Raw genomic sequence first — 12,895 nt, forward strand, 5'->3', positions numbered from 1 at the left:
CTGGCGGTTACAATAGTCCGATTGGGCCCGGTTGAAGCGGGCGTTAAACGGATACCCTGACCACTGTCATGAGTCGAAAAATCAGCGCTTCGGTCTTTCCGCGCTTTCTTCGTTACCTGCGCGAATTTAAGCTGGCCTTTGTGATGGCCATTATTGGTATGATTGGCTATTCGGCCGTGGATGCCTTTGTGATTTTCCAGATGCAGCCGCTTATCGACGAAAGCCTGGTGAAGGGCAATGTGGATTATCTGCGTATGGCGGCCTATCTGGTGCTGCCGCTGTTTATTCTGCGTGGCTTATTTAACTTTATGGGCAGCTACAGTTTGTCCTGGGTGGGTAATCAGGTGGTGATGCGCATGCGTCAGCAACTGTTTAACCAGTACATTCATTTACCTGTCTCTTATCACGACCAGCATTCTTCCGGGCAGATGATCTCCAAAGTTATCTATGACACCGAGCAGGTGGCTAATGCTTCGGGCAAAGCAATGTTAACCCTGGTGCGGGAAGGTGCGCTGGTGGTCTACCTGCTGGGGATCATGTTTTATCACTCCTGGCAGTTGTCGCTGATATTCCTTTTGATTGGCCCGGTGGTGGCGGTGATTGTGTCGGTGGTAAGTAAAAGGTTTCGTCTGGTCAGCCGCAATATCCAAAAGGCCATGGGCAGCCTGACCAATGTGGTAGAGCAGGTGATCAAGGGCCATAAAGTGGTACTGATGTTCGGCGGCCAGAAGCTCGAAGAAGAACGTTTTGCCGAAAGCAACAACCATAACCGCCAGCAAAATATGAAGCTGGTGGTGTCCCGCCTGTTAAGTGAATCCACGATTCAGATTATTGCCTCCGTCGCACTGGCGGTGGTGCTGTATCTGGCCAGTACCCCAGGTATGATTGAAAGTCTGACGGCAGGGGTATTTACCTCTGTCGTGGTCAGTATGACCATGCTGCTTAAACCCCTTAAACAGCTGACCACTGTTAATGCCGAATTTCAACGCGGGATGGCCGCTTGCAGCAGTGTGTTTGAAGTGCTGGATGAACTGCGCGAGCAGGATAGCGGCAAGGTCCGTCTGGGTCGGGCCAGAGGTGAGATTGCCTTTGATAAGGTCGACTTTGCCTATCCGGGTAAAAGCAATAATGCCCTGAAAAACATCAGCTTTCATGTGGCACCGGGGCAGAGCCTGGCTCTGGTGGGGCGTTCCGGCAGCGGTAAGTCGACCATTTCCAGTTTGTTGACCCGTTTTTACCGGGTGGAACAAGGCGGTATCAGTCTGGATGGGCATGAGCTGAATGATATTGGTCTTAAGGATCTGCGTCGTCAGTTTGCTCTGGTGTCCCAGCATGTCACGCTGTTTAACGACAGTATTGCCAATAATATTGCCTATGGTGCGGAAGATTCAGTGAGCCGGGCGCAGATTGAACAGGCCGCGCGTATTGCTCATGTGATGGAATTTGTGGAACAACTACCTGAAGGCCTGGATACCAATATTGGTGAAAATGGCCTGATGCTGTCTGGTGGTCAGCGGCAGCGTATCGCTATTGCCCGGGCAATTTTGCGTGATGCACCTATCTTGATTCTGGATGAAGCCACCTCTGCGCTGGATACCGAGTCTGAGCGTCTGATTCAGGATGCGCTGGATAAGCTACAGAAAGATCGCACCAGCATTGTGGTGGCGCATCGGTTATCCACTATAGAAAACGCCGACCAGATCCTGGTGATTGATCAGGGGCGTATCCTGGAGCAGGGCGACCATCAAACCCTGCTGGCCAAAGACGGGGCCTATGCGCAATTGCATAAATTACAATTCAAGGAAGGGATAGCGGTATCGTGAGCTGGCTGGAGAAACGCTGGTACCGGCCCGACCCACTTATCTGGCTGTTGTTACCACTAACTGTGCTGTTCTGGTTAGTCTCAGCTTGCCGTCGCTTACTGTTTCGCCTGGGGATTAAACGCAGTGTCAGGGTTAATGTACCGGTGATTGTGGTGGGCAATATCTCGGTAGGGGGCAATGGTAAAACCCCGATGGTGATCCGCCTTTGCCAACTGTTGAAGCAGCAAGGTTTTCATCCTGGTGTGGTCAGTCGCGGTTATGGTGGTAAAGCACCCTATTACCCTTATAGCGTGGCGGTCAACAGTGACCCTCGGGTGGTGGGCGACGAGCCGGTTATGATGCGCCACCACCTGGGCTGCCCGTTGGTGGTCGATCCGGACAGGGTGCGTGGTGCCCGTTATCTTATCGATGAACATAAGTGCAATATCATTGTGTGTGATGACGGTTTGCAACATTACCGCCTGGCCAGGGACATTGAAATTCTGGTGATGGATGGTCAGCGCCGGCACGGCAACGGTTATCTGCTGCCCATGGGGCCACTGCGAGAAGGGGCCTGGCGACAAAAGACGGTGGATTTTGTGGTGGTCAATGGCGGGGTAGCCAAGGCCGGTGAGCATTTGATGTCGCTGGAGTCGGGCCAACTGGTCAATGTTAAATATCCCAGCCAGACCCAGTCTATCAGCGAGCTGAGAAAGCCTGCCATTGCATTGGCGGGGATTGGTAACCCGGAGCGTTTTTTCAAGCTGCTGGACAGCCGTCAGGTCAGGCTTAAGCAGAAACTGGTGTTTGCTGATCACCACCCATTCCGGGATGGGGATATTCCCGATGATTTAGTGCTGATGACCGAGAAAGATGCCGTCAAGTGCCGGGACTTTGCCCGCTCGCAATGGTGGTATCTGCCGGTAAGTGCTAAGTTAACCGAACAATTTAAACAACAACTGCTGGAAAAAATCCATGGCATTTGACAAGAAGTTACTGGACATTCTGGCTTGCCCGGTATGTAAGGGAAAGCTGCTCTATCAGGCTGAAGCCGCTGAGCTGGTGTGTCGTTTTGATCGCCTGGCGTATCCCGTTCGCGACAATATTCCGGTGATGCTGGAAAACGAAGCCAGAAGTCTCAGTCTGGATGAGCTGGAAAGCATAAAGGGCTGACAAGATGAAATTCACCTGCATCATTCCGGCCCGCTACGCGTCCACGCGTTTTCCTGGCAAACCCTTGGTGGATATTTATTGCAAACCCATGATCCAGCATGTGGTGGAACGCGCACAGGAATCCGGGGCCAGTCGCGTGGTGGTGGCCACAGATGACGAGCGAATTGCCGAGGTGGTGGAGGGTTTTGACGGCCAGGTCTGTATGACTGGCAGGCAGCATGAATCCGGCACCGAGCGCCTGGCAGAGGTGGTAGATTTACTGGCGCTGGACAGTGATGAGATAGTGGTGAATGTGCAAGGCGATGAGCCTTTTATTCCCGCTGCCAATATTCAGCAAGTCGCGGAAAATCTGAATTTACACCGGCAGGCTGAAATGGCCACCCTGGCCGTGCGTTTAAGTGACGTGGAAGAGCTGTTTAATCCCAATGTGGTCAAGGTCGTGACCGACAAGCTGGGTTATGCACTGTATTTCAGCCGTGCCACTATTCCTTACGACAGAGCGCGTTTTCTGGATGCTGATAGCATTGACGAAATAGGCGATTACTACTTAAGGCATATTGGCATCTATGCTTATCGTGCTGGCTTTATTAAACAATATGTGAACATGACCCCATCCGGTCTGGAACAGATTGAATCCCTTGAACAACTCAGGGTGCTTTGGCACGGCGAAAAAATTCATGTGGACGTGGCGGTGCAGACGCCACCCACTGGCATTGATACGCCTGATGACCTGGCCAGGGTACTCAGCCAGCTAAAGCGCTAAAGGAGAAGACGATGGCAACGGTTGTGATTACCGGGGCGGGCCGGGGCATAGGTCTGGCACTGGTTCAGCAATATGTACAGCGTGGTGATAAGGTGTATGGCTTGTGCCGACGCGCAAGCCAGGAGCTGCAACAAAGTGGCGCAGAAGTGCTGGAAGGGGTGGATGTGGCCGATGTTGCCAATTTGGCAGATGCCCTCAAACCGCTCGCCAATGTGCAGGTTGATATCTTGATCAATAATGCTGGAGTGCTGGGCAACGAGCGCTTCGACCTGCCGGATCCTGCCAGTGTTGAACATCAGTTTCGTGTCAACGCCCTTGGGCCGTTGCTGGTCAGTCAAATGCTGGCGGTACATATGCAAAAAGGCAGTAAGATTGCCATGATCACCAGTCGCATGGGCTCCATGGCCGATAACGGTTCCGGTGGGTATTACGGCTACCGAATGTCAAAGGCTGCCTTAAATGCCGCCGGTGTGTCAATGGCCAGGGATTTAGCCTGCCGTGGTATTGCCGTAGCGTTGCTTCACCCTGGTTATGTGCAAACACAAATGGTTAATTTTGGCGGTGATGTATCGGCACAGGTCTCTGCGCAGCGCTTGATACAACGGATTGATGATTTGAACCTGGAAAACTCAGGATGCTTCTGGCATGCCAATGGTGATGAGCTTCCCTGGTAGGTGGATAGAGCCTGTTGACCTTTTGAACAAAAATATATTTGAAAGATAAACAGCCCTGGAAATAAAAAATTCCTAACGCCTCTTGTTCTGCTGTAAATCCTGCTATAACTTAACAATTGTGTCACTTCTTGGTGACACCCTTGTACAAGTTCTCAATGCACATCAGCCAGCAGGGTGTCCAGATTGCAGAAAGTTATCATTCAGGCCTGCTCTGAGCAGGACAAGGAATGGCTAAGCCATGTCCACAACGGCACCCGTATTGATGTTCAACTGCTGGATCAATACGACAGCCGTTTTCAGAGCGAGTTGGTAGGGTATCGCTTTGGGCGCTATCTGATTATTCGCTTTGATGAGTTTGTGCTGCCGCAAAGTATGAACTGTACCGGTCTGATAGCCGTGTGTCGCTTTTTGGTGGAAGACAGTCTTGGCGAATGTTTTGCCTTTAAAAGTGAAATCGTTAACACCTTACGCAGGCCCGACAAGTTACTGTTTATTGCCTTCCCCAATGAAATACATCGCAGGCCGTTGCGCGCCAGCAAAAGACTAAGTCTGAAAATCCCCGCCAGCATCGCATTGCGCAGTAATCAAACGACAGGCGCCGCATTTGATGGCGTGTTAATTGATGTATCCGGCGATGGTTGTCGTTTCCAGTTTGATGCTTCTCATACCGGGCGAAAGGTAAATTTGTTGCCTATTCTGGTTTGTATTGACTGGCAGGAAAAAGGCATAAAAAAAGAGGTCAGCGGTATGGTGCGTAATTCCAAGATGCAAGATGGTTTTTTAACGGTTGGCATACAGTTCGACGAGCAACAACCGGACTTGGACAACTTAGTCTGACTGCTCTTTACTTACTTCAGGGGCCGGATTTAACTTAATCTGTAAAGCAAGATACAACGCCCTCAGGGAAGTGCTTCATCTTTTTAGCATCGCAGGCATGCCGTCTCTTTTCGCCAAAACCAAAGCGGCATAAAGCAATGGGGACCTATCATGGCAGGTGAGCAGCAGGATACTGATAAGGCGGAACAGGAATATTGGATAGATCACCTGAAATTTGGTGTCAGGGTTGATATTCAGTTACTGGAGCTGCAGAAGCGTCGTTATCATGCCGAGCTAATGGGCCTGCGTATTGGCCGCTATATTGCCCTTCGTTACGATCCAAACAACTGGCCTGTCGGCGAGCAGACTACCGGTATGATGGTGGTATGCCGTTATCTGGTGGAAGAGACATTGGGTGAGATATTTGCTTTTAAGGCCGAGATACTGCAACTGATTCGACACCCTGATCACCTGATATTTCTGGCCTTTCCCAAAGACGTGTTTAGGCGCAGTCTGCGCGATACCGCGCGTAGCGAAGTGAATTTGCCAGCCACCGCCAGCATAGGTGAGCACTCTTTTGTTGGACAGATTATTGATATTTCCGAAGGTGGCTGCAGACTGGTGTTGCCGCAGGAACCAGCGGTGCACGAATGGCAGCAACAAGTGCTGAAGCTTGTGATTGATTGCCCGCAAAGTCAGGGCGCTACCCACACTGCCAAAGTACGCAATCATCGCGAAGAAGAAGAAGGATTCTGTCTGGGGTTGCAGTTTGAAGCGCCGCAAGCCTGGGTACAGACTTTGCCCTGAGCATTGCCTTTTATTTACATTTAATTAAAGTGATGGCCTGGTTTAGGCAAAGAGGAATGCCATGGGGCCCCTGATGCTCGATTTGGCCGGTCATGAACTGAGCGCCGAAGAAAAAGAAATCATCGACCACCCACTGGTTGGTGGTTTGATGCTAACCGGTCGGAATATTTATGATCTAAAGCAGCTTGCGGAGTTAATTCAGCAGGTTCGTCAACATGCGCGTAATAAGATACTGGTAGGTCTGGAGCAGGAAGGCGGCAATAAACAAGTTTTGAAATCTGGTCTCAGTCCACTGCCAGCCATGGCATCGCTGTATCGAAGTGCTGAAGGTAATCTGGACAAAGCCTGCGAACTGGCGCAGCAACTGGGCTGGCTGCTGGCCGCCGAGCTGCTGGCCCTGGATATTGATTTGTGTTTTGGGCCGGTTCTGGATATTCATGGCCATTCCCCGTTGGTGGCGGACCGGGCTTTTCACAGCAAGTCTCAGCATGTGATTGAATTGGCTGGTCACTTTGCTAAAGGCGTACATCAGGCGGGCATGAAAACCGTAGGTAAGCATTTTCCCGGCCTGGGCTATGTTCAGGATGCTGAGCAGCCAGTGGATAAACGCAGCGAAGCGGAAATCCGCAATCATGATATGCGGGTGTTTAAAGCCCTGCATGAACAAGGGCTGCTGGATGCGGTTATGCCTGCTCATGTGACATATCCTGCAGTAGACAAGCTGCCAGCCTGTTTTTCCCGGCGCTGGCTGCGTGACATTCTGCGTAAGGAGCTGGATTTTGACGGTGTGGTGTTTTCCGGCAACTTGTCAGTAATGGCTGCTAAATCCGTCAAAGAGTTTGGTGACAGAGCCAAACAGGCCATGGATGCGGGCTGCGATATGGTGCAGGTGTGTGGGCATCGCGACGGCGCCATTCAGGTGCTGGATGCCTTGCCATCCACTTATCAGGCCAGCGAACGGCTGCAGGCCTTACAAAAAGGACCTGCATCTGATCTGACCGACTTGCAGCGCAAAGCACAATGGCAATCAGCCAACAGGATGGTGGAAAGCCTGCATGCCGGTTAAAACATTACTACTCTTCAGCGGGCCGGGCCTTGCCACATTGTTGTGGCTTTTTTTGTTCCAACAGGGACTGCCGTTACCCATTGTGTGGACCGCCAGCATTACCTTGCTGACGGCATTTTACTGGATCACTGAAGCCTTGCCGATTCCGGCTACCTCTTTAATTCCTTTTGCGGCATTTCCGTTAACCGGGGTGCTGAGTCATCAGCAGGCGGCCTCGTCGCTGGGCAGCCATGTGATTATTCTGCTGATGGGCGCTTTTATGCTGTCCAAGGCCCTGGAAAAATCCAATGTTCACAGTCGGTTTGCCTTCTATATGGTCAGTCTGACCGGTGCACAGAGCGCCAGGCGCCTGGTACTCGGCTTTATGCTGACAGCAGCTCTGTTGTCTATGTGGATATCCAATACCGCGACGACCTTAATGTTGCTGCCCATCGCCCTGGCGGTGTTAAAGCGGGTTGAGGATGCACGCCTGTCTGCCGCTATTTTGCTGGGAATTGCCTATTCGGCCAGTCTCGGCGGCGTGGGTACTCCGATTGGCACGCCACCCAATATTATTTTTATGAGTGTATATAGCCAAAGCCAGGGACAAGAGGTGAGTTTTTTAGACTGGATGGCCTTTGGCTTACCCATTGTGTTAATCGCCATACCGCTGATGGCTTTGTGGCTGACAAGAGGACTGGGAAAGCTGGATAACCTTCAACTTCCTGCTGCGGGTCGATGGGACAGCGGCGAGAAGCGGGTACTTTATGTTTTCGCCATTGTGGCTCTGGCATGGATCTTCAGACCTTACTGGACAGCCTGGTTTGGGCTTGAATCAGTTGGCGACAGCACCATCGCCCTGGCTGGGGTAGTGGCCATGTTTTTGACCCCTACAGGTAAACAAGCCGGGGAAAAACTGCTGGATTGGCAGACCGCCAACGATATTCCCTGGGGCATGCTGCTGCTGTTTGCGGGCGGAATTTGTATCGCTAAAGCCTTTGATGCATCAGGTTTGAGTGCGGCCATGGGTAGTTGGCTGGGTGGCTTATCGAATCTGCCGGTTTTGCTGCTAATTCTGGTGTTGTGTCTGTTTGTGACCTTCCTAACCGAGATCACCTCCAATACGGCAACAGCAACCTTATTGATGCCGATACTGGCCACCGCCGGGGTGGCTGCAGGAGTTGATCCTAAACTACTGATGATTCCGGCTGCCATTAGTGCCAGTTGTGCCTTTATGTTGCCGGTTGCTACTGCGCCCAACGCCATCGTTTACAGTACCGACAAAGTGTCGATCCGCACTATGGCCCGGGAAGGCCTGGTATTGAATATTATGGTAGCCGTTATCGTAACCCTGGTGGTGTATGTGGTGTTGGCTTGACGTTGATTGAATTGTAAAGATTGCGTCAAGGCCATGACAAAAACAGCCGCATCAGGTTAACTCTCGCTATTTAAGCGCTTTGTCTCAGCAGTCTGTCGAAGTCAGGGATATGTTTGATCAGACTTGCTTTATAGTTCGTACCCCATTGATGAAATTAAAATTTTGCCCGCCGCAGATGGCGGGCATGGTATATCTCAAGGACATCCTATGAAGTTGTTTATGCCTGCTGCGGTGTGCGGGTGTTTAATGTTGCTGTGTGGCATTTTCAGTGCAGGGGTATCGGCCCAGGCCGGACCTGCCGCCAGACCCGCTAAAGTGTTGACCAGCCCCTTAGAGTTTGAACGGCAAAGCAGCCGGGTGGAGGCGGTTGGCACAACAGAAGCATTGCAGTCGGTGGTGCTCTATCCCGCGGTAGCTGACAGGGTGGTTGCCGTCCATTTTAAGCCGGGTGAACGGGTGGTTAAGGGGCAACTGCTGCTGGAACTGGATGCCCGCCGTCAGAAAGTCGCAGTTGAGCGTGCAAAAATTCTGCTGGCCGATGCCGAGCGTACGGTTGTGCGTTTGCAAGAGAACCGTAAACGTGGCGCGATTGCGCAAAGTGAACTGGATGACGCGGTAACCCAGCGCGACCTGGCTAAAGTCCAGCTTGATGAGGCTAATACCGAGTTGCAGGATCGCCAGGTGATAGCGCCTTTTGACGGTGTGTTAGGTCTTACTGATGTGGAAGTGGGTGACCGGATTAACTTGCAGACAGCCATTACCAGCATTGATAACCGCACACAGTTGTTTGTTAATTTCCGCGCCCCTGAAGCAGCACTGGGGCTGTTGCAATCAGGCGCTACATTAAACCTCAGGCCGTGGCAGAACCAGCAGCAGGAGATCCCGGCCCGCATTGTCCAGATTGATTCGCGTGTTGATAGTGCCAGCCGCACTATTGGCGTGCGCGCCATCATTGACAATACTCAGGATAATTTCCTGCCGGGTATGAGTTTTCGCGTGGCGCTGCATATTGAAGGGGACAGCCATGCGGTGATTCCTGAAGTGGCACTGTCATGGGGGGCCAATGGTGCTTATGTGTGGGTGGCAAGAGAAAACAAAGCCGAACGAATTGAAGTGCAGATTAAGCAGCGTTTGAAAGGACGATTGCTGGTGTCTGGTGCTTTGCGTGAGGGCGAGCAGTTAATCACCGAAGGTATTCAAAGCCTGCGTGATGGTCAGACTGTGATGGCGGCAAATGGGTAAGCATTATGAGTTTTAAACAATACCTGCATAGTAACGATTTGCCGTCGCTGTCCATACGCCGTCCGGTGCTGATCGTGGTGTTAAATCTGCTGATTATTATCGCCGGTTTTGCTGCTATCAACGGTGTTGAAGTGCGGGAATTGCCGGATGTTGACAGGCCTATTGTCACTGTAACAGCCAGTTTCCCGGGTGGTTCACCGGAAACCGTGGATACCGAAGTGACCAGCAAGCTGGAAGGGGCGGTGGCCAGGGTCAGCGGCGTTAAGTCTATCCGCGCGCAAAGTGAGGAAGGTTTTGCCCGTATCGTGGTGGAATTTCGCCCCGGTATAGATTTAGATGACGCCGCCAATGAAACCCGTGAGTCGGTCAGCCGGGTACAGCGGGAATTACCCGATGATGTGGAGCGCTTGTCCATTATCAAGGCAGACAATGATGCAGAATCCGTGGTAAGCCTGGCGGTATCCAGTGACAAACTGGAACTGGAAGCCCTGACTCAGGTGGTGGATACCGACCTGGCTCCCTTGTTTCTGAGTATTCCTGGTGTGGCGGATGTGCGCTTAAACGGCGACAGAGAACGGGTACTGCGGGTGATGATTGACCCGCTGCGCCTGACCAGTTTTAATCTGACCGTGCCCGATGTGGCCGCAGTGCTGCGTCAGGCGCCTTTTGATGTGCCAGCCGGTAGCTTACGTTCAACCGATCAAACCCTGATTGTGCGTGCAGATGCCACCTCGGTAACCGCCGCCCAGGTGGAAGACATAGTGATACAAGGCGACACCCGCATTGGCGATGTTGCATCTGTGTATTTCGGCCCGGCCGATGCGCAAAGTTTTGTACGACTGGACGGCAGACCCGTGATTGGCGTGGAAATTATTCGCCAGGCCCGTTCCAATACCATAGAGATTTCCGATGAAGTGCTGGCGATGGTCAAGCGTCTGGAAAAACGTTTTCCGGAGCTCAGGTTGCAAGTCACCTCAGATGATGCTCAGTTTATTCGTGGCTCGGTGGAGGAGGTGATCACCTCGCTGGGACTGACCATTTTGCTGGTGATTGCCACTCTTTGGGTATTTATTGGCTCCTGGCGTGCCACTATTGTGCCAGCACTGTCTATCCCTGTGGCGCTGGTCGGTTCCCTGGCCATTATCTGGGCACTGGGTTTTTCCATTAATATTCTCACCTTATTGGCTCTGGTACTGGCTACCGGCCTTATCGTCGATGATGCCATTGTGGTATCGGAAAATATCCAACGTCGTCGTGGTATGGGATTGGGGCCAAGAGCGGCCGCAGTGATTGGCAGCCGGGAGGTATTTTTTGCCGTGGTTGCCACCACGGCGGTATTGGCTGCGGTGTTTGTGCCCATCGCGTTTTTGCCATCCACCGCCGGACGACTGTTCCGTGAGTTTGGCGGGGTATTGGCCGGGGCAGTGATTATCTCATCCTTTGTGGCACTGTCACTGGTGCCGGCGCTGACGGCCAGACTGCCGGTGAAAAATGGCGGAACTCATCTATTCAGTCGTTTTGGCTATCGTCTGCAAAAAGGCTACAGCCGCTCACTGCACTGGGTACTGGACCGCGCCTGGCTAACCTTTTTTGCCTGTTTACTGGCCGCTGGAGCCGCCAGTGGTCTGTACCACTATCTGGAAAACGAACTGCTGCCCACCGAAGACCGCGGCAAAATCCGTATCTTTGCCCGCGGGCCGGATGGCGTTGGACTTAATTTTATGGACCGACAGGCCAGGGCCATGGAAGAAGTGTTGTTGCCTTATGTGGACGACGGCGATATTGATTCTATTTACACCGTTGTAGGGCAGTGGGACCCGAATATTGTATTTATTACCGTGCCACTGCGGGACTGGAGCGAGCGTAAACACAGCCAGCAGGATATCATCAATGAGATTCGTGGGCCGCTGGCACAAAATCCCGGCGCACCGGGCCGGGCATTTGGCTCCAACAGTCTGGATTTGCGCGGTCAGGGCGGTGGCATTGAGCTGGCGCTAACCGGTGATGATTATGCCAGGATCTATGCCGCCGCGTTGGCTTATGCCAAAGAGATTGAACAAAAACTGCCGCAAATGGGCAAGGTGGAGATTTCCTATCAGCCCACCCAGCCGCAACTTCGCGTCAATATCGACAGACGACGGGCCGAAGAACTAGGCGTGGCATTGTCGGATATTGCCACTACCCTGCGCTCTGCCATCAACGGTGACGATGTGGCGGACTTAAATGTAGGCGATCAGTCTATTCCCATTATGCTGCAGGCGCAAAATCACACCATTAACGATCCGGGCGATTTGTCCAATCTTTATGTGGGCTCACGCAGTGGTCAGCTAGTACCGCTTTCAAGTCTGGCTAATATCAGTGAAGAAGGGGTGGCAGCTGAACTGGAACGTTATGCCCAGCGCCGTGCCATTGAGATGGATATGGAGCTGCCAGCGGATATGTCTATTGCTGAAGCGGTAGAACAGTTGCGTCAGTTGGCCGAGCAAAGTTTACCGGACAGCATCGCGCTGGTGTTTAAAGGCGAGGCCCTGACCTTTGAGGAAACCGCTTATGAAGTGCTGCTGACCTATGTGCTGGCCTTTATTATTGTGCTGCTGGTGCTGGCCGCACAGTTTGAAAGTGTTAATAGTGCGGTAGTGGTAATGTTAACCGTACCTTTTGGCATTGCTGCGGCACTGCTGGCACTGTTTTTAACCGGTACCTCGATTAACATTTATTCGCAAATCGGCTTGGTGATGTTGATTGGTTTGCTGGCAAAAAATTCCATTTTGCTGGTGGAATTTGCCGATCAGCTCCGGGATAAAGGCCTGGGGGTGCGCGAAGCAGTGGAGAAGGCCGCGGTTATTCGCCTGCGTCCTATTGCCATGACGCTGTTCTCTACTATATTGGGTGGCTTGCCGCTGATTTTATCTGTCGGTGCAGGCGCCGAGGCACGTAATGCCATAGGCTGGGTGGTATTCGGCGGGCTTGGGCTGGCGGTGGTGTTTACCTTGTATCTAACCCCGGTGTTGTATCTGGCTTTGGCTCGTTTTACTAAGCCCAGGGCCGATGAAAGTGAACGTCTGGAACGTGAACTGGACGCCGTGCAAGGGTTAGATCATTGATAAATGGGCTGGGTTACTATCCGGCCCATTTTTGTCTTCACTATCATTCTCAGTGACTTAGGAGGAATTAAGCTACAATTTGTAGCGGTCG

General features: G+C 52.2%; 11 protein-coding genes. All 11 read left to right on the forward strand.

The features are described from left to right. The first annotated feature begins 68 nt into the window (after nt 1–68). The 11 genes from msbA to ABD028_RS09825 all read left to right on the forward strand — a co-directional run bounded on the left by msbA (nt 69) and on the right by ABD028_RS09825 (nt 12,804). Nucleotides 69–1,823, forward strand: a complete 1,755-nt coding sequence (gene msbA / locus ABD028_RS09775) for a lipid A export permease/ATP-binding protein MsbA (RefSeq protein WP_343844547.1) — start codon at nt 69–71, stop codon at nt 1,821–1,823. Next, the gene (gene lpxK, locus ABD028_RS09780) at nt 1,817–2,788 is read left to right on the forward strand and encodes a tetraacyldisaccharide 4'-kinase (RefSeq protein ID WP_343844812.1); all 972 of its coding nucleotides are present in this window, start codon (nt 1,817–1,819) and stop codon (nt 2,786–2,788) included. The genes msbA and lpxK overlap by 7 nt, the downstream gene beginning before the upstream one ends. Beyond that, nucleotides 2,778–2,975, forward strand: a complete 198-nt coding sequence (locus tag ABD028_RS09785) for a Trm112 family protein (RefSeq protein ID WP_102795583.1) — start codon at nt 2,778–2,780, stop codon at nt 2,973–2,975. The genes lpxK and ABD028_RS09785 overlap by 11 nt, the downstream gene beginning before the upstream one ends. 4 nt (nt 2,976–2,979) lie before the next feature. Then, nucleotides 2,980–3,738 (forward strand): 3-deoxy-manno-octulosonate cytidylyltransferase, encoded by a 759-nt coding sequence (gene kdsB, locus ABD028_RS09790; protein WP_343844550.1) that lies wholly within the window; start codon nt 2,980–2,982, stop codon nt 3,736–3,738. A gap of 11 nt (nt 3,739–3,749) precedes the next feature. Next, nucleotides 3,750–4,412: an SDR family oxidoreductase gene (locus ABD028_RS09795; RefSeq protein ID WP_343844552.1), complete on the forward strand. Its 663-nt coding sequence runs from the start codon at nt 3,750–3,752 to the stop codon at nt 4,410–4,412. A 183-nt stretch (nt 4,413–4,595) separates the two neighbouring features. After that, nucleotides 4,596–5,249, forward strand: a complete 654-nt coding sequence (locus tag ABD028_RS09800) for a PilZ domain-containing protein (protein ID WP_102795960.1) — start codon at nt 4,596–4,598, stop codon at nt 5,247–5,249. Between the two features lie 150 nt (nt 5,250–5,399). Beyond that, nucleotides 5,400–6,035, forward strand: coding sequence for a PilZ domain-containing protein (locus ABD028_RS09805; protein ID WP_343844554.1), 636 nt, complete (start codon nt 5,400–5,402; stop codon nt 6,033–6,035). A 73-nt stretch (nt 6,036–6,108) separates the two neighbouring features. After that, a complete protein-coding gene (gene nagZ / locus ABD028_RS09810) occupies nt 6,109–7,101 on the forward strand; it encodes a beta-N-acetylhexosaminidase (protein WP_343844556.1) in 993 nt (330 codons plus the stop codon). Continuing rightward, the gene (locus tag ABD028_RS09815; protein WP_102795579.1) at nt 7,091–8,458 is read left to right on the forward strand and encodes an SLC13 family permease; all 1,368 of its coding nucleotides are present in this window, start codon (nt 7,091–7,093) and stop codon (nt 8,456–8,458) included. Before nagZ ends, ABD028_RS09815 begins: the two co-directional genes overlap by 11 nt. A gap of 207 nt (nt 8,459–8,665) precedes the next feature. Beyond that, nucleotides 8,666–9,700 (forward strand): efflux RND transporter periplasmic adaptor subunit, encoded by a 1,035-nt coding sequence (locus ABD028_RS09820; RefSeq protein WP_343844559.1) that lies wholly within the window; start codon nt 8,666–8,668, stop codon nt 9,698–9,700. A 5-nt stretch (nt 9,701–9,705) separates the two neighbouring features. Continuing rightward, nucleotides 9,706–12,804, forward strand: coding sequence for an efflux RND transporter permease subunit (locus ABD028_RS09825; RefSeq protein ID WP_343844560.1), 3,099 nt, complete (start codon nt 9,706–9,708; stop codon nt 12,802–12,804). Nucleotides 12,805–12,895: the final 91 nt, after the last annotated feature.

The organism is Bowmanella denitrificans, assembly GCF_039522935.1.
In the GTDB taxonomy this organism is placed as follows: Bacteria; Pseudomonadota; Gammaproteobacteria; order Enterobacterales; family Alteromonadaceae; genus Bowmanella; species Bowmanella denitrificans.

What these genes read in the sequence shown, in the direction of transcription:
- ABD028_RS09785 (WP_102795583.1), top strand. Translation starts at nt 2,778, where the DNA reads ATGGCATTTGACAAGAAGTTACTGGACATTCTGGCTTGCCCGGTATGT.
- ABD028_RS09825 (WP_343844560.1), top strand. Translation starts at nt 9,706, where the DNA reads ATGAGTTTTAAACAATACCTGCATAGTAACGATTTGCCGTCGCTGTCC.
- ABD028_RS09805 (WP_343844554.1), top strand. Translation starts at nt 5,400, where the DNA reads ATGGCAGGTGAGCAGCAGGATACTGATAAGGCGGAACAGGAATATTGG.
- nagZ (WP_343844556.1), top strand. Translation starts at nt 6,109, where the DNA reads ATGCTCGATTTGGCCGGTCATGAACTGAGCGCCGAAGAAAAAGAAATC.
- ABD028_RS09820 (WP_343844559.1), top strand. Translation starts at nt 8,666, where the DNA reads ATGAAGTTGTTTATGCCTGCTGCGGTGTGCGGGTGTTTAATGTTGCTG.
- kdsB (WP_343844550.1), top strand. Translation starts at nt 2,980, where the DNA reads ATGAAATTCACCTGCATCATTCCGGCCCGCTACGCGTCCACGCGTTTT.
- msbA (WP_343844547.1), top strand. Translation starts at nt 69, where the DNA reads ATGAGTCGAAAAATCAGCGCTTCGGTCTTTCCGCGCTTTCTTCGTTAC.
- ABD028_RS09795 (WP_343844552.1), top strand. Translation starts at nt 3,750, where the DNA reads ATGGCAACGGTTGTGATTACCGGGGCGGGCCGGGGCATAGGTCTGGCA.
- ABD028_RS09815 (WP_102795579.1), top strand. Translation starts at nt 7,091, where the DNA reads ATGCCGGTTAAAACATTACTACTCTTCAGCGGGCCGGGCCTTGCCACA.